Source organism: Acinetobacter populi (assembly GCF_002174125.1).
GTDB classification, from domain to species: domain Bacteria; phylum Pseudomonadota; class Gammaproteobacteria; order Pseudomonadales; family Moraxellaceae; genus Acinetobacter; species Acinetobacter populi.
Genome location: NZ_NEXX01000001.1, coordinates 859,914 through 880,939, shown reverse-complemented (window position 1 = coordinate 880,939; position 21,026 = coordinate 859,914). Strand labels below are relative to the sequence as shown.

General features: G+C 41.0%; 20 protein-coding genes. 10 read left to right on the top strand and 10 right to left on the bottom strand.

What is annotated here, in order from left to right; translation table 11 throughout:
* Positions 1-140: 140 nt before the first annotated feature.
* Entirely contained in the window at positions 141-1,607 is a 1,467-nt protein-coding gene (locus CAP51_RS04060) for a catalase (RefSeq protein ID WP_213062670.1), read from the bottom strand.
* A 298-nt stretch (positions 1,608-1,905) separates the two neighbouring features.
* Positions 1,906-2,535 carry a TetR/AcrR family transcriptional regulator gene (locus tag CAP51_RS04055; protein WP_087619459.1) on the bottom strand — a complete coding sequence of 210 codons (630 nt, stop codon included), beginning with the start codon at positions 2,533-2,535 and terminating at the stop codon, positions 1,906-1,908.
* A gap of 80 nt (positions 2,536-2,615) precedes the next feature.
* On the opposite strand from CAP51_RS04055, the gene CAP51_RS04050 reads away from it, so the two are divergent.
* Together CAP51_RS04050 and CAP51_RS04045 are read left to right on the top strand one after the other, a co-directional pair.
* Positions 2,616-4,292, top strand: a complete 1,677-nt coding sequence (locus tag CAP51_RS04050; protein WP_087619458.1) for an acyl-CoA dehydrogenase family protein — start codon at positions 2,616-2,618, stop codon at positions 4,290-4,292.
* Between the two features lie 20 nt (positions 4,293-4,312).
* The gene (locus CAP51_RS04045) at positions 4,313-4,714 is read left to right on the top strand and encodes a PaaI family thioesterase (RefSeq protein WP_087619457.1); all 402 of its coding nucleotides are present in this window, start codon (positions 4,313-4,315) and stop codon (positions 4,712-4,714) included.
* A 441-nt stretch (positions 4,715-5,155) separates the two neighbouring features.
* Here CAP51_RS04045 and ptsP read toward each other — a convergent pair whose 3' ends face one another.
* Together ptsP and CAP51_RS04030 are read right to left on the bottom strand one after the other, a co-directional pair.
* Positions 5,156-7,453 (bottom strand): phosphoenolpyruvate--protein phosphotransferase, encoded by a 2,298-nt coding sequence (gene ptsP / locus CAP51_RS04035; protein WP_087619455.1) that lies wholly within the window; start codon positions 7,451-7,453, stop codon positions 5,156-5,158.
* A gap of 39 nt (positions 7,454-7,492) precedes the next feature.
* Entirely contained in the window at positions 7,493-7,978 is a 486-nt protein-coding gene (locus CAP51_RS04030; protein WP_087619454.1) for an RNA pyrophosphohydrolase, read from the bottom strand.
* A gap of 231 nt (positions 7,979-8,209) precedes the next feature.
* On the opposite strand from CAP51_RS04030, the gene CAP51_RS04025 reads away from it, so the two are divergent.
* The 3 genes from CAP51_RS04025 (at position 8,210) to CAP51_RS04015 (ending at position 11,368) form a co-directional block, all read left to right on the top strand.
* A complete protein-coding gene (locus tag CAP51_RS04025) occupies positions 8,210-8,860 on the top strand; it encodes an HAD family hydrolase (protein ID WP_087619453.1) in 651 nt (216 codons plus the stop codon).
* 308 nt (positions 8,861-9,168) lie between these two features.
* Complete coding sequence (locus CAP51_RS04020) at positions 9,169-9,951, top strand: tetratricopeptide repeat protein (RefSeq protein WP_171294722.1); 783 nt, start codon at positions 9,169-9,171, stop codon at positions 9,949-9,951.
* A gap of 73 nt (positions 9,952-10,024) precedes the next feature.
* Positions 10,025-11,368, top strand: coding sequence for an alpha/beta hydrolase-fold protein (locus CAP51_RS04015; protein WP_087619451.1), 1,344 nt, complete (start codon positions 10,025-10,027; stop codon positions 11,366-11,368).
* 80 nt (positions 11,369-11,448) lie between these two features.
* Here CAP51_RS04015 and CAP51_RS04010 read toward each other — a convergent pair whose 3' ends face one another.
* Positions 11,449-12,324 (bottom strand): LysR family transcriptional regulator, encoded by an 876-nt coding sequence (locus tag CAP51_RS04010; RefSeq protein WP_087619450.1) that lies wholly within the window; start codon positions 12,322-12,324, stop codon positions 11,449-11,451.
* 126 nt (positions 12,325-12,450) lie between these two features.
* Positions 12,451-12,708 (bottom strand): DUF2061 domain-containing protein, encoded by a 258-nt coding sequence (locus tag CAP51_RS04005; protein ID WP_087619449.1) that lies wholly within the window; start codon positions 12,706-12,708, stop codon positions 12,451-12,453.
* 438 nt (positions 12,709-13,146) lie between these two features.
* Here CAP51_RS04005 and leuC point away from each other — a divergent pair, with 438 nt between their 5' ends.
* The 4 genes from leuC to leuB all read left to right on the top strand — a co-directional run bounded on the left by leuC (position 13,147) and on the right by leuB (position 17,040).
* A complete protein-coding gene (gene leuC, locus CAP51_RS04000) occupies positions 13,147-14,565 on the top strand; it encodes a 3-isopropylmalate dehydratase large subunit (protein WP_087619448.1) in 1,419 nt (472 codons plus the stop codon).
* A 12-nt stretch (positions 14,566-14,577) separates the two neighbouring features.
* Positions 14,578-15,228, top strand: a complete 651-nt coding sequence (leuD, locus tag CAP51_RS03995; RefSeq protein ID WP_087619447.1) for a 3-isopropylmalate dehydratase small subunit — start codon at positions 14,578-14,580, stop codon at positions 15,226-15,228.
* A gap of 104 nt (positions 15,229-15,332) precedes the next feature.
* On the top strand, positions 15,333-15,902 hold the full coding sequence (locus CAP51_RS03990; RefSeq protein ID WP_087619446.1) for a hypothetical protein: 570 nt from the start codon (positions 15,333-15,335) through the stop codon (positions 15,900-15,902).
* A 58-nt stretch (positions 15,903-15,960) separates the two neighbouring features.
* On the top strand, positions 15,961-17,040 hold the full coding sequence (leuB, locus tag CAP51_RS03985; RefSeq protein WP_087619445.1) for a 3-isopropylmalate dehydrogenase: 1,080 nt from the start codon (positions 15,961-15,963) through the stop codon (positions 17,038-17,040).
* A gap of 70 nt (positions 17,041-17,110) precedes the next feature.
* On the opposite strand, the gene CAP51_RS03980 is transcribed toward leuB, so the two are convergent.
* Together CAP51_RS03980 and infA are read right to left on the bottom strand one after the other, a co-directional pair.
* Positions 17,111-17,518, bottom strand: a complete 408-nt coding sequence (locus CAP51_RS03980; protein ID WP_140404399.1) for a hypothetical protein — start codon at positions 17,516-17,518, stop codon at positions 17,111-17,113.
* Positions 17,519-17,674: 156 nt separating this feature from the next.
* The gene (gene infA, locus CAP51_RS03975; protein WP_004692529.1) at positions 17,675-17,896 is read right to left on the bottom strand and encodes a translation initiation factor IF-1; all 222 of its coding nucleotides are present in this window, start codon (positions 17,894-17,896) and stop codon (positions 17,675-17,677) included.
* Between the two features lie 236 nt (positions 17,897-18,132).
* Between infA and CAP51_RS03970 the strand changes: the two genes are divergently transcribed.
* Positions 18,133-19,155: an AraC family transcriptional regulator gene (locus tag CAP51_RS03970; RefSeq protein ID WP_087619443.1), complete on the top strand. Its 1,023-nt coding sequence runs from the start codon at positions 18,133-18,135 to the stop codon at positions 19,153-19,155.
* Between the two features lie 51 nt (positions 19,156-19,206).
* Here the strand turns inward: CAP51_RS03970 and truA are convergent, their stop codons facing one another.
* On the bottom strand, positions 19,207-20,004 hold the full coding sequence (truA, locus tag CAP51_RS03965) for a tRNA pseudouridine(38-40) synthase TruA (RefSeq protein WP_087619442.1): 798 nt from the start codon (positions 20,002-20,004) through the stop codon (positions 19,207-19,209).
* 9 nt (positions 20,005-20,013) lie between these two features.
* Positions 20,014-20,982, bottom strand: a complete 969-nt coding sequence (locus CAP51_RS03960; protein ID WP_087619441.1) for an asparaginase domain-containing protein — start codon at positions 20,980-20,982, stop codon at positions 20,014-20,016.
* Between the last annotated feature and the right edge of the window lie 44 nt (positions 20,983-21,026).

Genomic DNA, 21,026 nt, shown 5'->3' with positions numbered 1-21,026 from the left:
TAGCTTAAAAGAAACAGAATCGACTTCAAGTGATGCTGTGTAAATAAAAAGCCATCTGACGATGACTTTTTAAACGAATTTATGCTTAGTTTTTTCTTTATTCACATATACAAATAGGAATAGTGAATAAAAATATAGACTTAGGCTTCTGCATTGAGTCGGCTTAAAGCATCGCGTACACCTTGTGCATAGTCTGGATGACATTTCTCGCAGTTATCAATGTGGCGTTGTTTGATAAAGTCGAGGGCATCACCCAAGGCACGGGCAGTATTATCAAATAAAGCCTGTTTTTGTTCATCATTCATCAATTCGAACAAGGCACGTGGCTGGCTGAAGTAGTCGCTATCATCTTCACGGTAATTCCAGAAATCGGCATCACCAGTGATTTTTAGTGGTGGTTCCTTGTATTCTGGTTGTTCAACCCATTGATTAAAACTGTTAGGTTCGTAATGTGGTAAAGAACCATAGTTGGCATCAATACGTCCCTGACCATCACGATGGTTACTGTGTACCGGGCAACGTGCTTTGTTGACTGGGATTTGCTGATAGTTTACCCCCAGACGGTAGCGCTGTGCATCTGCATAGTTGAACAAGCGGGCTTGTAACATTTTATCTGGAGAAACACTAATCCCTGGAACTAGATTGCTTGGCGCAAAAGCAGATTGTTCTACATCTAAGAAGAAGTTTTCAGGATTACGATTCAGTTCAAATTCACCGACTTCGATCAATGGATAATCTGCATGTGGCCAGACTTTGGTTAAATCAAACGGATGGTAAGGCACTTTTTCTGCATCTTGTTCCGGCATGATCTGTACAAACAGTGTCCACTTCGGATAATCACCACGTTCGATGGCATCATATAAATCACGTTGGTTGCTTTCACGATCTTTGGCAATGACAGCCTCGGCTTCGGCATCGGTCAGATTTTTAATGCCTTGCTGGGTTCTAAAGTGGAATTTCACCCAGAAGCGTTCATTGGCTGCATTGATAAAGCTATAGGTATGACTACCAAAACCATGCATATGACGATAGCTGGCTGGAATACCACGATCAGACATGACAATTGTCACCTGATGGAATGCTTCGGGTAACAGTGTCCAGAAATCCCAGTTATAGGTTGCACTACGTAAGTTGGTCCGTGGATCACGTTTTACCGCTTTGTTTAAATCAGGGAACTTACGTGGATCGCGTAAAAAGAATACGGGTGTATTATTTCCTACCAGATCCCAGTTGCCTTCTTCGGTATAGAATTTTAAGGCAAAACCGCGGATATCACGTTCGGCATCAGCTGCGCCGCGTTCACCGGCAACCGTGGTAAAACGGGCAAACATTTCGGTTTTTTTACCAATTTCACTAAAGATTTTGGCTCTCGTATATTGAGTAATGTCGTGGGTTACAGTAAACGTACCAAATGCGCCAGAACCTTTGGCATGCATACGACGTTCTGGAATGACTTCTCGGACGAAATTGGCCAGTTTCTCATTCAGCCAAACATCCTGTGCCAATAATGGACCACGCGGACCGGCGGTTAAACTGTTTTGGTTATCGACAACTGGTGCACCAAAGTCGGTAGTTAAATGGCTATAAGGACATTTTTTGTCGGTCATGGCTATCTCCTGTTTTTTATGAAGTTGGTAAATGGGGTTGATTTAATGGATAAAACAATATGCAACCAAATATTGTTGAATGATATTAAAGTTCGAGTTACGTTGTTTTGGATAGTGCTGATCTATATGCATCATAACCTCTACATTAAGCCAATGAAGTGCTTGAATCTGTTTTTTAGTATAAAATAATTACATCATTTGTAAAACAGATTAAATTTCTAATAGTGATTTGTTTTTTAGATTATTGTGGTACTAGGGTTGATATTTAAACCGTATTAACTAACTGATTTTATATATTTTAATCTTTTCTTGTTGTAATAAAAGCCAGACTTGCCGTAATAATATCCTGTTGCAAATTTTCCCAATCCCGAAAATCCGGCTGAATGAGTAAGCTTTGCATGACAAAACCATAAAGGATCCGATGTAAATTCTGCGCCGCGCGTTGTTTTTTTACTGGTTGAGGAAAATAGAATGTAATTAAAGTCTGCCAGTGCTGCGTCATAAGTTCATAATGTTTTTGATAAATTTCGACGCTTGAAAGTTGTCGTTCAAGTAAAAAAATCGTTGCCCAGATACGCTGTTCCTGTTTGATCATTAAAATTTGCTGTTCGATAAGATAACGTAAATAGGGCGCTATGTTTAAGTCGTGGTGATCTGATAGATATGCTGTTGCCAGTTGCTGAAGTTGTTGAATATTCATTTTTATGTATTGGTGAATGATTAAAGCAATCACATCTTCTTTCTGACTGAAATATTCATAAAAGGTGCCCAAACCAACGCCAGCAATTTCAGTGATTTCCCGAATGGTGATTTCATCAAAACTTTTTTCCCGCAAAAGCTGAACAGTGGTTTCCAGCAAAGCCTGCTGTGTAAATTTAGCTCTGGATTGCCTTGGTTTTCGGCGTACATTTATGGATGCTTGAGCCATCACGAAAATCCGAACATGGGAATAATAGGAATCTTTTATACTTGAAAAGTGCTTTTAAAATAACACATGAGGGAACATAGATGACAACAAAATGGCTTACCCATCAGATCAGTAATCAGTTTGATGAAATTCAGGATTATAATTTATTTGATACGGATTTGATTTTACAGCAAATTTTAAAGCATTATGGTAGTCAGGATCAGCCAGTATTGCATACTTTTGGTCAGGTGGTAGGTCGTTCAGCATTCTACAATGCTGCGGAATTGGCTAATCGGCATACACCGGAATTACATGCTTTTGATGCCCGTGGACGACGTATTGATTTTCTGGAATTTCATCCTGCCTGGCATCAATGGATGGGCTTAAATCGGCAATATGCTGTACATGCTTATCCATTTATTACGCAGCATAAATCCAGTGCATGGGTAGATTGGGCCAGTCGTTTTTATCTGTCTGGACAGGTTGAAAGCGGTAATTTATGTCCGAATGCCATGACACTAGGCAGTATTCCACTGTTACAGCGAGAACCCGTCTTATGGGCTGAATTGGGCGATAAATTGCTGTCCACAGAATATGATGAGCGTGATATTCCCATTCAGGATAAAAGGTCGATCTGGATTGGCATGGGCATGACCGAAAAACAGGGTGGATCAGATGTACGTGCCAATCAAACACTGGCAAAACCAGTAAATCAGACTGGACGAGGGCAGGAATATTTACTGACTGGCCATAAATGGTTTTTTTCCGCACCGATGTCCGATGCACATCTGGTTGTTGCACAGACCGAAAATTCCGGATTAGGCTGTTTCTTTGTACCACGCTGGTTGCCGGATGGCAGCAAAAATCGGGTTAATATACAGCGTTTAAAAAGCAAGGTCGGCAATTGCAGTAATTCCAGCAGTGAAGTGGAATTTCAGGATGCATGGGGCATCATGATTGGTGAAGAAGGGCGAGGTATACCAACCATTATTGAAATGGCAGGCTATACCCGTCTAACCTGTTCGGTTGGGAGTAGTGCCATCATGCGTCAGGCATTGGTGCAATGTTTGGCATATACACGGCAACGTCAGGCTTTTGGTAAAGTGCTGGCGGATCAACCTCTGATGCAATCGGTTCTGGTCGATCTGGCACTGGAAACCGAAGCAGCATTGCAATTGAGTATGCATCTGGCTTGGCACTATGGACAAGATCAACAACACCAACATCAGCTTGATAATCAATTCGCACAGGCATGGACTCGGATCATGACTCCTGCGGCCAAATTCTGGATTTGTAAACGTACGGTTGAGTTAACCGGCGAAACCATGGAGGTATTTGGTGGGAATGGTTATGTCGATACGGGCATCATGGCACGTTTATTTAAGGAAGCACCGGTGAATTCTATCTGGGAAGGTTCTGGTAATGTAATGTGTCTGGATGTCCTGCGTGCGATTCAACGAGAACCGGAACTAATCGAGATATTATTAAACTCATTTGATGCAGAATGCCAGCAGGTTGAGCAATTAAAGGTTGCACGGGCCGAGTTATATGCTTTATTGCTGCAATCAGCCCATGATTTACAATTCTCCGCACGAAGTCTGGTAACACGACTGGTGTTGCTGGCGCAGGCGGTATTATTACTGCGATATTCTGAACCTTTTGTGGCGGAGGTATTTATCCAGACACGTTTTAACGCATTGCACGGGCGCGTGACTGGACTTGTTACTGCACAGGGGATTGATGTGGCACGGATACTTGAACGGGCATTGCCTGCATAATTTTTAAAAAGGAATGGAATATGGATATTCAAAATACCGCCGATCAGATTTTTAAATCACAACCTTTTAGCCAGTTTATGGGTGCAACCTTAAAAGTCATTTCAGAGAATGAAGTTGAAATAGGCATTGTATTAGGTGAGCAGCATCGACAACAGCATGGTTTTGCTCATGGTGGGGTATTAAGCTATCTGGCGGATAATTCCATTACTTTTGCTGGCGGCATTGCGTTAATGGGTGATGCGCTAACGTCCGAATTTAAGATTAATTATGTTAAGCCTGCGCAAGGTGAACGCTTGATTGCAAAAGCCATTGCAAAAAGTGTTGGCAAAAAACAGGCCGTCTGTGTGGCTGAAATTTATTGTATCCATCAAGATCGGGAGTATCTGTGTGCCATCGCACAGGGCACTGTGATCAAGATATAATTTCTTTGATTGATCATTGATCTATTTTGTTATGATCAATGATCGATACTATATAGAACAGATATAGTTATTTATTTTAAATGAGATTTAAACAATTAAAAGAGTTTTAGGCTTTGTTATAAGGGGGAGTTTACTTAAAAATATTCCACATCCAGCGAAAGAAAAGAGAGATCAAATTTGGGAAAAGATAACCGATAAAGGAACAGGTCAAGGCTGTGAAAATAATAATGTATATTGAATTTATTGTCGTTAAAACGCCATAAAGAGAACAGTATATTGCAATTACAATACCCAGTCCTATACCTGTTAGCGCATATAAAATACAGCTAATCAATCGATCTGATTGATCCATTTATTATTTTCCTTGTTGAATGGTAAAGGGCTAAAAGAAACACTTGTCTTGATACCAAAGCTGTAATAGATACAGCCTTGAAATCAATTTTAAACAGTTACAGTCCGATTGGATTTCACCATATCCGCCAGTCCATGAGTTCTAAAATAATGTTCAATTAAGCTTTTAATCATCAACGGATTGTTGAGTTTTAAAACTTGCTCTAACAAGTCTTGTGCATCTGTCATCGGTACATGGCAGATGGCCTTACGCACACGCAGGATATTACTAGAGCTCATTGACAGGGTATTAAAGCCCATCGCCATCAATAAGATTGCAGTAAGTGGGTCACCTGCCATTTCACCACAAAGGCTAATGGGTTTGTCATATTGATGACATTCTTTGACCAGTTTGGTCAGTGCCCGGAGAATTGCTGGATGAAAGTGCGAATAAACACTGGCAACGCGGGGATTGTTTCGGTCAACCGCGAGTAAATACTGAATGAGGTCATTTGAACCGACAGAGAAGAAATCGACCAGTTCGGAAAATTCGTCAATTTGCAGCAGAATACTGGGAACTTCAATCATGATCCCAACTTTTGGCCGGGTGATTTTGACTTGTTCTTCTTCCTGAACTGCACTTAAGTCGCGGTCAAGCAGATAGAGTGCTTCTTCAACTTCACTAACGCTTGTGATCATTGGCAATAGAATATGCAGATTATTCAGACCAATACTTGCCTTGAGCATGGCACGGATTTGTGAAGAAAAAATTTCCGGATGATCCAGCGTGAAACGGATACCTCGCCAGCCCAACGCCGAGTTTTCTTCTTCAATCGAAAAGTAAGGCAAATCTTTGTCGGCACCGATATCAAGCGTACGCATCACCACAGGTTTATTGGCAAAGTGACTCAGTTGTTGGCGATAAATTGCACGTTGTTCTTCTTCACCGGGAAAACGTTCCCGTAGCATGAACGGAATCTCACTGCGATAGAGCCCGACACCTTTGGCACCACGTTGTACACCACGAACCACATCAATCATTAGACCGGTATTAACAAACAGCGGCATAGCAACACCATCAGGCGTAATGGCGCTTTTGGTTTCATACTGTTTTAGGTCTTTGGCGATCTGATCTTCGTCTTTTTTAATTTCTTTATAACGGGTACGTAAACGTCGTGGTGGATGTACAAACACCCGACCTTGATAGGCATCGACGATAATCTCGGCATCGTCCAGCGTACTGATTGGTAATTCAGTCACACCAACAACAGTTGGAATACCCAGTGCCCGTGCGACAATTACCATATGCGAATTGGCTGCACCTTCAGTGGTGACAATTGCGGCAATGTTACCAATCGGCATTTCAACCAGCGCCGCGGTACTGATTTCTTCACCAATTAAAATGGTATCTTCGGTAATTTCCTTGTGGCTGGTATCGGCAGTTTGTAGATGAGCAAGAATACGTCGACCGAGATCTTTAAGATCGGATACTCGTTCACGCAGATAACCATCTTCCATTTGTGCAAAAATATTGACATGCTTTTCGATCACCCGACGCACAGCACCTTGTGCCCAATGACCCTCCCGAATCAAAGCGCTGATTTCGGCAGGCAGTGCATTGTCATCGAGCATACGTAGAAATACGCTGAATAAAGCACGTTCTTCTGACATTAGGGAATCCTGCATTTTTGCATCAAGATTTTTAATGTCTTCACGTACCGCAAAAACAGCTTTACCTAAAAGTTCCAGTTCTATACTAATGTCTTCTGCTTCACGGTCTGGAATTGAGTTAAGATCTGCGGCAGGATAAAGAATGACAGCACGACCTAGCGCAATCCCATCTGCACCGGCAACGCCTTGATAAGTTTGATAACTTGGTCCACTGGACGGTTTGCGAAAAACATCAATATTGCCAACCACATGGGCATGGGCAATAACACCGGAAAGTTGCGCACATAAGGTGACCAAAAAGGATTCGGCAGCTTCACTAAAATGCTGGCTTTCCTGATTCTGAATTACCATCACGCCCATGACTTTGCGGCGATACATGATGGGCACACCTAAAAATGAATTAAAGACTTCTTCACCTGTTTCGGGTAAATAAATAAAGCGTTCATGTTTTGGTGCATGTTCCAGATTGACAATTTCTTCGCGTTGTCCAACTAAGCCGACCAGCCCTTCACTGGTATCTAAAGAAACATTGCCTACAGCTTCAAGTTTTAAACCGTGGGATGCCATGAGTACATAGCGATGGTTACGTTCGTCAAGTAAATAGACCGAGCAAACATCGGCATCCATGGCTTCTGCAACCTGATTCACCATCACATCAAGCGCTTCATGCAAACTTGGCGAGGCATCGACCTCTTGCACGATACGTCTTAAGGTTTCAAGTTGCATTGTATTTGCCATGAATTTATTCCCTGATTAAATGTGCTGTTCCTAAGTAAATCAAGATGAGTGCCGAAAAGGTAAGTGCAAACAGAGTTCGGACAGTGCTCGTCGGTAAACATCTCGTTTAAAATTTACCACTTGTCCAAGTGGATACCAGTAACTTACCCATTGCCATTCGTCAAACTCGGCAGGATCTGTGGTCTGTAAGGAAATATTTTTTTGCGTACCTACAAGGCGCAATAAAAACCATTTCTGTTTTTGTCCAATACATACAGGATTGGAGTCTGTTCGAATGTAGCGATATGGCAAACGATACCTTAGCCAACCTCGGGTTTGTGCAATAATTTCCACATGCTCCGGCAGTAATCCAACTTCTTCATATAATTCCCGATATAAAGCCTGTTCAGGAGTTTCACCATATTGGATGCCTCCTTGTGGAAATTGCCAAGCATTGTGTCCAATGCGTTTTGCCCATAGTACTTGTCCAGCGTCATTTGCCAAGATGATCCCGACATTGGGTCGGAAACCTTCAGAATCGATCATTTGGCACCTAAATATTTATCTATGTTATGGACTTTGCGAGCAGGATGAGTTGCTATATCATGCTCATCGAGTAATCGCGAAGTCAAAGCAATTGAAATTGTTATGATCTTAACGAATTTCTGCTCTTTGCGGTAACAGAATTACATTTTTTTTACTAAATTATTGAAGGTTTGTTAATATTTTATCTATTTATAAAGTAATTAATAAACCCTACTAAATCTGAGGCTTTTCATGAAATTGGCGTTGTTTGATCTGGATCATACTCTACTAAATACCGATTCGGATCATTCCTGGGGAGAGTTTCTGGTAAATGAAGGGCTGGTCGACCCGGTATATCACCGCCAAATGAATGATAAGTTTTATCAGGATTACAAAGCAGGGCAGCTTGATCCGATAGCCTATAATGAGTTTGTGTTTGATTTTCTGACCCGGCATGACAACCATTATTTAAGTGCTTTACATGATGTGTTTATGCAAAAAGTCATTCGACCACAGATGCGTCCCAAGGGCTTTGCAGCCATCAAAAAACATCAGGATCTGGGGCATGAAATTGTGGGGATTACAGCGACCAGTGATTTTATTACGGCACCAATTTTTCGCGCGTTTGGTATTCACAATATTATTGCCACCAATGCAGAAGTCATTGATGGAAAATATACTGGCAAAGTCGCTGGTTTGCCGTGTTATCAAACAGGTAAATTAAAACGGTTGGATCAATGGTTAAATGGACGGCCTGTATCTGAATCATGGGCTTATTCCGATTCGATTAATGATCGTTTTTTATTGGAATATGCAAACCATGCCATTGCTGTTAATCCGGATGATCGTCTGGAAAAACTGGCACAGGCACAACAGTGGGATATTCAGGACTGGTCGATTTAAACAAAGAATAAGATGATAGGAACTATTGCTGGTCTACGATATAAAAAAAGCATGGCGTGGTTTCTATCACATAGATTTAAAATATGTGGTTTTTAGCATAGCTGTCTATTTAGTGTAGCTGTCTATATTAGTATCGTGATAAAAATTACAGATTCAATGTTTTATTTTTTTAGTGGATAAGTGATGTCGAATAACATCATCTTCAATTTTACTACATGATTTAACTCTAAGATCATAAAAATAAATTTACACCAAAAGAGAAATCAATGGTTGGTTTTAATGTATTTAGGCTCATATGCGTACTATTTTTGCTGGGGAATATAGCGGGCTGTCAGATATCCCCTTCGATAAAACAAGCAACAACTCAGGATTCTAATCCAGTAGTGGTACAACAAAGTACTGATGCCGAGCAGCTTTATGATTTGTATGAACAGGCCAATACTGCGGGTGATCAGGTTCAGGCATTGCAATATTTAACACAGGCAGCCAAACAAGGTCATTTGTCTGCAATGGTGCATTTGGCCGAAGCCTATCAGGATGGACGTTATGGGATAAACGATGATGCACAGGCATTAACTTTATTAAATACTGCTGCCGAACAGGGTTCGGTACGTGCCATGACCGACCTAGGGATTACTTTTTTCAAGGGGCTGGGTGTTAGTAAAGATCTGGTAAAGGCACAAGATTGGTTTCAACGTGCCACAACATTAGGTGACATGAAGGCACCCCGTTATTTGGGCCAGATTTATCAGCAGGAAGGCAAGTTACAGAATACTGCAAAGGCTTTTCAATATAATCAGCTTGCTGCCAATCGTGGCGATATTACTGGCGCATATCAACTGGCCACTTTATATGAACAGGGTATTGGTGTAAAACAGGATTATCAGGCAGCGTTGCAATGGTATGCTGTTTCAGCACAGCGTGGAGATATTATTGCAGCACCAGCCATGCTTGCTTTGGGGCGTATGTATGAACATGGTCTTGGCGTAACTCAAGATTTTCAACAGGCGCTATTATGGTATCAAAAAGCCGCACAGGCAGGGGATTCGACGGCACAGGAAAAACTGGCAATCTTGGCTGAGCATCACTAATACATTTTTAGATAAAACTGATTTTAAATTTGAAAGATTTTATAAATATTTAGACGTATAGAACGAGGTTGAGATGAATAAGACGCTGTTAAATAGTTTAATGATTCTGGGTATGGGGATCGGAAATATCTCTTTAGCTCAGGCTGAAACGGGATCGGTACAGATGCAGGCAGAGATACCAAATGGTACGAATAATAAAAAATCAGGTGGTATGCAGGATTCTGTCTTTTATAGCGAGCATATTCGCGCTGTTACTGCAGTAACAGAAGTATTTGGTGATGGTCAGCGTACTACTGCTGTTATTGTTGAATATGATGTGCCGATTAAAAATAAATCGTTAACGACCCATACCTTTAGTGTGTCCAACCATAATATCACAAAAGTTTATGCGAGTGATTGGGCTGAGAAAAATAGTATTGCCAAAGATGGTCGTTTTGTCATTATTGAATTGAATGTCAATGATGAAAATGCAAGTACTTATAATGCTCAAGGTCCTGTACTTAGTCAGGCTTCCGTGGTGGTCACTCAGGCAGAAAAAATTACCACAGTCTCGGGCAAATCCTATACACCACCAGCAAAACCATTATCCAATACACGTCAAAGTAATCTGATTGTTGATGATTTTAAACAGTTTAAATTTACTGATCCGGAAACTGGATTAACGCTGGATTATAATTTATATGTACCAAAAGATTATGATGCCAATCGTCAATACCCGCTGGTTTTGTTTATGCATGATTTGGGTGTGACAGGTCCAAATCCATATGCAACATTGGCACAGGGTCTAGGTGCTACAGTCTGGGCCAGTCCAGAATCCCAAAGCAAGCATGCCGCTTTTGTGCTGGCACCGCAATATCCGGTTGCTTTGGCAAATGACAATGATCAAACCTCGGTATATGCAGATATTACGGTCCGCCTGCTGCAAGCATTGCAAAAACAATATTCGATTGATCACAATCGTTTATATACCACAGGTCAATCAGGTGGCTGTATGACCAGTATTGCATTGAACATTAAATACCCTGATTTATTTGCAGCCTCTTTTCTGGTGGCGGGACAATGGGATGCCAATAAGACTATACCCATGGCAAAAAATAAATTATGGATCGTTGTTTCCGAAGATGATAGCAAAGCGTATCCGGGTATGAATGCCATCACGCAAACTCTCGCACAAAATGGGGCTAAAGTGACCCGTGCAGTATGGGATGCCAATGCCGATGCAGCCCAGTTTGATCGCGATGTCAAAAATATTCAGCAATCAGGCCCTGACAGTAATGTGTATTATGTTGCTTTTAAAAAGGGTACAGTCATTCCTGCGGGTCAAAGTACAGCGGGTGCTGCGGGCCATCGTAATACATGGCGTATTGCTTATACCATTGAGGGTATCCGTGACTGGTTGTTTCAGCAACACAAATAATGATAGTAGTCGCTTTGTGAAAGTACCCGAATAAAACTGATGTGGTTGAATTCGGGTACTACATATCATAGCTATTGAATTTATTGAAATTGCAAGTTCTGCTGTATGAGATTAATCAGGGTTTGAGCTGCTTTGGATTGGTTTCGTTCGGGATGCCAAACCAAACCCAATTGACGTTTTAACTGTAAATTTAGATCCAATACTTTTAGATCCTGATTGATTAACGTCTGTGGTAAAACCGACCAGCCTAAACCAATGGATACCAACATACGAATCGATTCCAGCGGATTGGTACTCATGGAAGCTTGTAGTTTTAAGCCACGTTTTTCAAATTCTGCCAAGGTGATTTGACTGGTATAGGTATGTGCAGAAGGTAGTAAACTTGGGTAGTTGATTAAATCATTTAGGGTGAGTTCCTGTTGTTGTGCCAATGGATGAAAGGGTGCAACAACAAAAGTGAGTGGATCTTGCCATAAGGGTTGATAATGTAAACGGATATCGGATTGCGGCGGCAAAGTTAAAAAGGCAAGCTCAATTTCTCCCGCTAAAACCAATTGGTGTGCCTGTTCTGAATCAACAAATTGTACCTCTAATTCAACTTGCGGATAGTCCTGTGCAAAAGACTTTAAGTATTTTGGCAGATGATGTAAGCCGATGTGATGGCTGGTACCGATTTTGAGTTTACCTTGTATTCGGTCCTGTGACTGACTAATATCACGTTGAATATCTTCGAGTTCACTTAACCATTGTTTGATGCGGGGTAAAATATGGTATGCTGCTTGTGTAGGCTGAATACCACGTCCCACAGATTCAAATAATTTAATGCCTAGATAATTTTCCAGACCATGAATACGTTTGGTTACTGCTGGCTGGGTTAAATACAATTTTTCTGCGGCAATAGAGATTGAACCGGTTTCCATGACTTTGATAAACGCGCTAAACGTGGCAATTTTCATAATTTAAAAGAAATAATTTTTGGCTGTATTTATAGGATCATCTAATGAATTTGGAAGAAAGGCAATCTAAAAATTCCAGATTGCCTTTTAAGTTAAAAAAAGAGAGACAACAGATATCACAGTATTTTAGTGTTGCGTGATCATGTCCTGTTGATTGGGTATTTGTTCCGTTTTGGCAGGTTTGATTGCCCATACTTTCTCATGAAAGAAAAATGCAACTGCCTGAACGGTAGGTTCAAGTAAACTTAAAGTCATGGCGATCCACAGATTGCCTGTGACAACATAAGCGACTAACATTGCAATGCTAATGTGCATGATGTAATAGCTTAAGGTCTTTTTTAAGGTACGCTGATTATTCTGAATAAAATGCTGAATATGTGCCATGATGTTTCTCTCCGCAATGATCTGTTGATAAAGGGAAATATAAGGCCAGTTGAATAATTTTAAAAACCGATAATATTAATGTTTTTTATTTGAAAAATAGATTGATTATCATTTGTGTGATACAACTGGTATGTATATTCAAGATAATTTTCATCAAACAATTGATATTTTTAATAATTCATAAAAATATCATCATCTATATAAACAAGCAGCGCGAAGATCTAAAGCCTGTGCAATTTTCGATACCATTAGAAAATCAGCACCTGTTTCCCTCGCTTCTATTGATTTGTTGTGAAATTGACTAATGATTTAGAAATATATTTCAAAAAGTTTTTTAATACATAAAAATGATAAATTAGTTTTATGTTTTTAAATCCTCTATACTTCATAATCATAAAATATATACCCAGTCCGATGTAGCACAATGGAGGCGACGATATGGCAGGCAAAACCTTATATGACAAATTATGGAATGATCATTTGGTCAAACAACGTGATGATGGTTCAAGTCTGATTTATATCGACCGCCATTTATTACATGAAGTGACTTCACCACAGGCATTTGAAGGATTAGAGCTTGCCGGACGCCAACCATGGCGGTTAAGTGCCAACATTGCTACCCCTGATCATAATGTTCCAACGTCTAAAAAAGAACGTGAACAGGGCATTGCCGGGATTGAAGATGATACATCCCGTATTCAGGTACAAACACTGGATGATAATTGTAAGACATTTAACATTGTTGAATTTGCCATTAATGATATTCGTCAAGGGATTGCACATGTGGTTGGACCGGAACAAGGTTTGACTTTACCGGGAATGACAGTTGTTTGTGGGGATTCACATACTGCGACACATGGTGCTTTTGGCTGTTTGGCACACGGGATTGGTACATCTGAAGTTGAACACGTCTTGGCAACCCAGTGTCTGGTTCAGAAAAAAATGAAAAACATGCTGGTGCGTGTTGATGGCAAACTGGGTAAAGGTGTGACATCAAAAGATGTGGTGTTGGCTATTATTGGCAAGATTGGTACCGCAGGCGGAACAGGACATGCCATTGAATTTGGTGGTCAGGTATTCCGCGATATGTCGATTGAAGGACGCATGACCGTGTGTAATATGGCGATTGAAGCTGGTGCGCGCGTGGGTCTGGTTGCTGTTGATGAAAAAACAATTGAATATGTAAAAGGTCGTCCATATGCACCGAAAGGTGAGGACTGGGATAAGGCTGTTGCTTATTGGAACACATTGCATTCTGATGAAGACGCAGAATTTGATACTGTGGTGGTGTTACAAGGTGAAGAGATTGAACCGCAAGTGTCGTGGGGCACTTCACCAGAAATGGTGATTCCTGTATCACAAGCTGTTCCTACTTTGGAACAGGCCAAAGATGACGTGCAGCGTAATGACTGGACACGGGCTTATCAATATATGGGCTTAAATGCAGGTCAGGCCTTGGCAGATATTCAACTGGATCGGGTCTTTATCGGTTCCTGTACCAATTCCCGTATTGAAGATATTCGTGCCGCTGCCGAAGTCGTGAAAGGCCGTAAAGTTGCGGGTAGCATTAAACAGGCAATGGTTGTTCCGGGTTCTGGTTTGGTAAAACAACAGGCAGAACAAGAAGGTTTGGATAAAGTCTTTTTGGAAGCGGGTTTTGAGTGGCGTGAACCGGGCTGTTCGATGTGCTTGGCAATGAATGCTGATAAATTACAGCCGGGCGAGCATTGTGCCTCAACATCTAACCGTAACTTTGAAGGTCGTCAGGGCAATGGTGGTCGTACCCATTTGGTTAGTCCAGCTATGGCTGCTGCGGCAGCGATTGCGGGTCATTTTGTTGATGTTCGGACATTCTAAGGGAACAAAACCATGAAAGCATATACAGTTGAACAAGGTATTGTTGCACCATTAGACCGTGCCAATGTCGATACCGATTTAATCATTCCAAAACAGTTTTTAAAATCGATTAAACGCACTGGTTTTGGTGATAATTTATTTGATGAGTTGCGTTATCTGGATGAAGGTTATCTGGGACAGGATATTTCTAAACGTCCTAAAAATCCGGATTTTGTATTAAATCAGCCGCGCTATCAAGGTTCAACCATTCTTTTGGCGCGTACCAATTTTGGTTGTGGTTCGAGTCGTGAACATGCGCCTTGGGCATTGAGTGAATATGGTTTCCGTACTGTGATTGCGCCAAGTTATGCCGATATTTTCTTTAACAACAGTTTTAAAAATGGCATGTTGCCAGTCATTTTGACTGAAGCTGAAGTTGATCAGTTATTTAAAGAATGTGAAGCGACAGAAGGTTATCAATTGACTGTTGATTTGGCTGCACAGGAAGTTCGTACCCCATCTGGACAAGTATTTACTTTTGAGGTTGATCCATTTCGCAAACATTGCTTGTTAAATGGTTTGGATGATATTGGTTTAACCTTACAGGATGCAGATGCGATTCGTGCATTTGAAAGTCAGGCCAAACAGTCACGCCCATGGGTATTTCAGGAAATTCAGGACTAAAGAATTTGTAAACAGCGTGCGGCAAGCATAGCTATCCGAAACACATCTTGATAAGATGAGCGTTGATATTTAAAAGTCCAATGCTACACATGAGTAGGATACACATGATGCGTGTCGCATATTTCACTGCGTGGTTTTTAGGTGCAATGATGTTACTTACTGGATGTCAAAGCACAAATACGGTGGTGGATGCCTATAAAATCTTGCAACAGCCACATTCAGAGTTAAATACGCTGTATTTATCTTGTGCAGCAGCACAAGGCTGTGATTTTGCAAGAGTGGATGATGTGACAGTCATCGATGAGCAAACCCATCGTCCAACTAAGCAGGCGATTGAACGAGGTATGGTTCGTTTGGAAGGTTCAGTCTTTTCCACTAATCACCAATATGCGCTTTCCCTGATTCCGGGAGAGCATGAGGTGGCGGTAAGATTTTATCCGGTTTCGAATCAGCGAGCAGAAAAGTTTCACTTGATCCACAGTTTTTTGGCAGGTCATGAATATAAGTTAATGATGTTCCGCCAAAAGGCTGTAAGTAATGGTTCCTTGCTTAATGTCGCAATGCCTGGTGCGCTTTGTGTCGACCTCTTACAAGACAATATTGCCTTACGACGTTTCTGCCGACCATTTAATGTGGTGACAGGTTTAGGTGAATTTGTAGAACAACGTATTTAGGGTTGATGGGTCAGCCCTTAAGAACCGTGTGTAAAACACATCACAATTGGACTTTAAAATGACGAAACATATTTTAATTTTAGATGGCGATGGTATTGGTCCCGAAATTGTCGCAGCTGCCGAAAAAGTATTAAGTGCAGTCAATGAAAAATATAATTTAGGTTTGACTTGGGAACATGGATTACTTGGTGGTGCAGCCATTGATGCACATGGCGAGCCTTATCCTGCGGTAACCAGTGCACAGGCGCAAAAAGCCGATGCGATTTTATTGGGGGCCGTTGGTGGTCCAAAATGGGATACCATTGAGCGTTCAATCCGTCCGGAACGTGGTCTATTAAAAATTCGTAGTGAACTTAATTTATTTGCCAATCTCCGTCCTGCGATCTTATATCCACAGCTTGCCGATGCGTCCAGCTTAAAGCCTGAAATTGTGGCAGGTCTGGATATTTTGATTGTTCGTGAATTGACTGGCGGTATTTATTTTGGTCAACCTCGAGGCATTCGTGAACTTGAGAATGGCGAAAAACAAGGCTATAACACCGATGTTTATTCCGAATCTGAAATCAAACGGATTGCCAAAGTTGCGTTTGAATTGGCAGGTTTACGTGGCGGAAAAGTTTGTTCAGTGGATAAAGCCAATGTACTCGAAGTGACCGAACTTTGGAAACAAACCGTAACTGCACTAAAAGACGAACATTATCCAGACATTCAGCTTTCACATATGTATGTGGATAATGCAGCCATGCAACTGGTACGTGCGCCAAAACAATTTGACGTGATTGTGACCGGTAATTTATTCGGTGATATTTTATCTGATGAAGCAGCCATGTTGACTGGCTCAATCGGAATGTTGCCTTCTGCATCGCTGGATGAGAATGGCAAAGGCATGTATGAACCTTGTCATGGTTCGGCGCCTGATATCGCGGGACAAAATGTTGCAAACCCTCTGGCGACCATTTTGTCAGTTGCAATGTTATTGCGTTATACCTTCCGTGAAGAAACTGCGGCCAAAGCCATTGAAGATGCAGTCGGTCAGGTGTTGGATCAGGGCTTACGTACCGCGGATATTGTCTCTGAAGGCACAACTAAGATTGGCACGCAAGAGATGGGTGAAGCCGTGGTTGCTGCTCTGGCTTAATTTATTGATTTAACTTTAAAATAGTTGATAAAACGCAGTCTTTAGGCTGCGTTTTTTGTTTTATGTCAGATTAGCAGGCTTTACCTTTACTTTCCCATTTGGTCGCAATGTTATTTTCCAGATGAAAAATGATATTGCAGGTTACATTCATTTGATATGAATTTGCTAAAGAAGCTGTGTTTGTAGATATTCTACCACCTGAACCCCCTGAATTTCCTGTTTCAACCGGGATTGGTAGGGGAATATTTAATGGGCGGATAATAGTATAGACAATTTGATTTTTATTTTGCAAAGTTGGGGTTGTTGTATCAAAACCAAATGTTTTAAAGTCAGCTTTGGCAAGGATGGTTTCTTTGGGTTGACCAATAAATTGATCTAAGTAGGCAGTAAAGTTCTGATGTTGCAGACTGCTATGCATACATCCCGTGAGAAGAAATATTGTGGTTGTGTAGAAAAATACAAGAATGGTTTTTGTCATTGTTTTGCTCGTTAGTATGCTTTTGTTGATTATAGCGGATAAATAAAGTTGATTATAGCGGATAAATAAAGTTGATAATAGCGGATAAATAAAAAAGCCACATTGTAGAATGTAGCTTTTTAGAATTTGGCTTAAGTTGAATAGAGGTTGATAGAATCAACGCGCACGATACGTGATACGACCTTTGCTTAAGTCATAAGGCGTCATTTCAACTTTAACACTATCTCCTGTAAGGATACGGATATAGTGCTTACGCATTTTGCCAGAGATATGCGCAATAACTTCATGACCATTTTCTAAACGGACACGGAACATGGTATTAGGAAGCGTTTCGGTGACAACGCCTTCGAACTCAATGAGCTCTTCTTTATTGGCCATAGCCTACCTGATTTGTTAAAAATTACAGGCGCAAATTATAGCCAAAAAAATCAAATATCTCAAGTTATATGTTATTTAAAGCGCAACAGATTTTTAAATTGTAAAATTTTTACATAAAGCGCTTAAATTTATCTTGAAAATTGTAGCTTAATACGTTGTCAGTTTGGTCAATAGTGGGTAATCTAATATAGATGAAAGTGGATATATTTCAACATGATTAAGTAAGGAAGAAAATCATGGGGCAGTTAACAGATGCGTCAGTTGTTCTACGTTTGGGTTATCAGGCAATGCGACGGGCAGGACTCCCTACAGAAGAAATTCTAAATAAAGCTGGTGTTGCTTTAGGTCAATTGGGAATAAATGCACGGACACCATTTAGTGCCCAAAGTGCTTTTTGGAATGCGCTGGAAGAAGTCACGCATGATCCCGATATTGGATTGCATTTGGGTGAATATTTGCCATTGTATCGAGGTCAGGTGATTGAACATCTGTTTATCAGCAGTGGAAACTTTGGTGCTGGCCTTAAACGTGCTTTGGCTTATCAACGTCTGATCAGTGATGCATTAAAAGCAGAACTGGTGATTAATGAAGCACATTGTTATCTGACCAATTGTGTTCAACAAACTGCCGATCAAAAAGTAAATCGTCATTTTTCTGAATGTTTTATGTCAGGTGTATTGCGTTTCTTTAAATTTGTTACGGAAGGCCGTTTTCAACCGACATTTATTGATTTCAACTTTAGTGAAGGGGCGAGTGATGAAGAATATTTACGGGTTTATGATTGTCCTGTAAGCCTTGGCCAAAAAGAAACCAGAATTTATTTTGATCACGCTATTCTGGATTATCCACTCTGGCAAGCAGAACCCGAGCTTTTACAGTTACATGAGCAACTTGCCGTCGAAAAATTACAAGAGTTGGCACGCTACGATTTGGTGGGTGAGGTTCGACGTGCAATCGGTGCAACACTGGAAAGTGGTGATACGACACTGGAAACGGTTGCCACACAATTGAATATTACACCACGGCGTCTGCGTACCCAACTGAGTGAAGCCGATACCAGTTTTCAACAGATTCTTTCGGATTATCGCTGTCGTCTGGCAAAAAAATTATTGGCAAATACCAATGAAAGTGTGGAAAGAATTGTGTATCTCACCGGTTTTTCCGAACCAAGTACATTCTATCGTGCATTCAAACGCTGGACCAATGAAACACCTGTTGAATATCGTAAACGTAAACAGGTAGTTTCTTCGTCCAAGTAGTTAGATATTGACTGCATATCTCGCTTTTGCGGTTGCATGCAAAAATGGCTTTTATTCTGGTAGATTCAGCCAAAGTGGGCCAAGAGGTCTTTTAGGTAACTGGAATTGTGGTGGATAATCGGCATGGATAAAATACAAGCCATGAGGTGGGGCGGTAACACCGGCTGCACGTCTGTCTTGTGCTGCAAACATGGTGTCAATATGGTCAATATCATATTGTTCCTGCCCAATTTCCAGTAGGCATCCCATGATATTACGCACCATATGATGCAGAAAACCATCTGCCTGAATATCCAATACCAGAAAAGCACCATGTTGGAATAAACGGCAATGTTTGACATGCCGCACTGGCTGATTGGATTGACAGGCAGCAGCACGGAAGGTTTCAAAATTATGTGTGCCTTCGAATTTTTTGGCTGCTTCAATCATTTTTGCAATATTCAGCGGATAATAGGCATGGGTCACCTGTCCCCATAATAATGCAGGACGATGTGGCGCATGATAGACCACATAGCGATAGCGACGCGCACAGGCTTTAAAACGCGCGTGGAAGTCCATATCCATTGGTTGAATCCACTGAATGGCAATATCTTTTGGCAATTGTGAATTGGCACCCATCAACCAGCCGCGTTCTGGACGAATCGCATGCGTATCGAAATGTGCAACCATATTGGTCGCATGTACACCAGCATCGGTACGACCTGCACCATGAATTGTGATCGGTTCATCTGCAATTTTACTTAGAACCTGTTCAATGGTTTGTTGAATACTGCGTACACCACTTTGCTGTGTTTGCCAGCCTTTAAAACGGGTGCCACAAAACTCAATGCCGATTGCATAACGCTGCATGATGAATCCTTAAATTGACCAGTATTTTTGCCAGTTTTGCTGTTGATGATATTGTAGATAAAGTAACACTGCACGAGCATAGAGATCTGCTTGGCTATGATGCGGATCAAAGACCAGATCGAGATCGGCCAGCCATGAACCAGCAGCATATTGATGGGAAAGTTCACCATATAAAACCTGACTGCTGAGGATGATCCAGCATTGCTTTTGTATCAGCGTATTGAGCAATGTTTTTAATTTTTCTGTATAAGGTAAATTACCACAACCGAATGCCTGCAAAATAAGAATATCGGGTGGATTATGCGTGAATGCCTGAAGGTTCAGCACGATATTGTCTGCACTATCGGGTGATAAGTAATAATTGAGTATGCGAATATTCTTGGCAAGCTCAAGATGGGCAGGTTTTAAATATTGTAATGCTTTCAGGCTATGACTGGCGGAATGTACACTGACTTCTAAACCTGAAAATGCTTTTAATTCCTGTGTATGGATTTTATAGCAGCTATTGGCATGATAAAGCGCATGATGAAAGCCGAGATAAACGCCTGCTTTTAGCGTTGAAATTGAGTTTAATGCAAAATTTAGATTTTCCCATGCATCAGAATTTGGATAGAGATTCTTACCATTTTGTGATAAGAGTGGATGTTGACTGCCAGTAATAATCAGGTGAATGTTATCAGCAAAAATATGATGCAAAAACGCAGCTGCATAATGTAAGGTATCAGTTCCGTGGATCAATACAAAATTTTGATATTGCTTGCTAAGTTTTTGAATAAAAAAACTTAATTCCATCCAGTCACTGGCATTTAATTCACTGCTGTCTTTAATGACTGGTGCCGCAAAAAAATCCAGTTGCTGCGTTCTTGAAGAATATAACTGCTGTAGTTTTTCTAGAAAATCTGGTGCTGGCATGGGAGTTAAAGGTGAGCCCACACAACCGAATGTACCCCCCATATAAACAATGGCGATTTTATTCATAAAAAAATAAGCAGTTTTAGAAACTGCTTATTTTAACAAGATTT

Excerpts from the sequence above, each read along its gene's own strand:
- CAP51_RS04060 (WP_213062670.1), bottom strand. The coding sequence starts at position 1,607 with ATGACCGACAAAAAATGTCCTTATAGCCATTTAACTACCGACTTTGGT.
- CAP51_RS04055 (WP_087619459.1), bottom strand. The coding sequence starts at position 2,535 with ATGGCTCAAGCATCCATAAATGTACGCCGAAAACCAAGGCAATCCAGA.
- CAP51_RS04050 (WP_087619458.1), top strand. The coding sequence starts at position 2,616 with ATGACAACAAAATGGCTTACCCATCAGATCAGTAATCAGTTTGATGAA.
- CAP51_RS04045 (WP_087619457.1), top strand. The coding sequence starts at position 4,313 with ATGGATATTCAAAATACCGCCGATCAGATTTTTAAATCACAACCTTTT.
- ptsP (WP_087619455.1), bottom strand. The coding sequence starts at position 7,453 with ATGGCAAATACAATGCAACTTGAAACCTTAAGACGTATCGTGCAAGAG.
- CAP51_RS04030 (WP_087619454.1), bottom strand. The coding sequence starts at position 7,978 with ATGATCGATTCTGAAGGTTTCCGACCCAATGTCGGGATCATCTTGGCA.
- CAP51_RS04025 (WP_087619453.1), top strand. The coding sequence starts at position 8,210 with ATGAAATTGGCGTTGTTTGATCTGGATCATACTCTACTAAATACCGAT.
- CAP51_RS04015 (WP_087619451.1), top strand. The coding sequence starts at position 10,025 with ATGAATAAGACGCTGTTAAATAGTTTAATGATTCTGGGTATGGGGATC.
- CAP51_RS04010 (WP_087619450.1), bottom strand. The coding sequence starts at position 12,324 with ATGAAAATTGCCACGTTTAGCGCGTTTATCAAAGTCATGGAAACCGGT.
- CAP51_RS04005 (WP_087619449.1), bottom strand. The coding sequence starts at position 12,708 with ATGGCACATATTCAGCATTTTATTCAGAATAATCAGCGTACCTTAAAA.
- leuC (WP_087619448.1), top strand. The coding sequence starts at position 13,147 with ATGGCAGGCAAAACCTTATATGACAAATTATGGAATGATCATTTGGTC.
- leuD (WP_087619447.1), top strand. The coding sequence starts at position 14,578 with ATGAAAGCATATACAGTTGAACAAGGTATTGTTGCACCATTAGACCGT.
- CAP51_RS03990 (WP_087619446.1), top strand. The coding sequence starts at position 15,333 with ATGATGCGTGTCGCATATTTCACTGCGTGGTTTTTAGGTGCAATGATG.
- leuB (WP_087619445.1), top strand. The coding sequence starts at position 15,961 with ATGACGAAACATATTTTAATTTTAGATGGCGATGGTATTGGTCCCGAA.
- CAP51_RS03980 (WP_140404399.1), bottom strand. The coding sequence starts at position 17,518 with ATGACAAAAACCATTCTTGTATTTTTCTACACAACCACAATATTTCTT.
- infA (WP_004692529.1), bottom strand. The coding sequence starts at position 17,896 with ATGGCCAATAAAGAAGAGCTCATTGAGTTCGAAGGCGTTGTCACCGAA.
- CAP51_RS03970 (WP_087619443.1), top strand. The coding sequence starts at position 18,133 with ATGGGGCAGTTAACAGATGCGTCAGTTGTTCTACGTTTGGGTTATCAG.
- truA (WP_087619442.1), bottom strand. The coding sequence starts at position 20,004 with ATGCAGCGTTATGCAATCGGCATTGAGTTTTGTGGCACCCGTTTTAAA.
- CAP51_RS03960 (WP_087619441.1), bottom strand. The coding sequence starts at position 20,982 with ATGAATAAAATCGCCATTGTTTATATGGGGGGTACATTCGGTTGTGTG.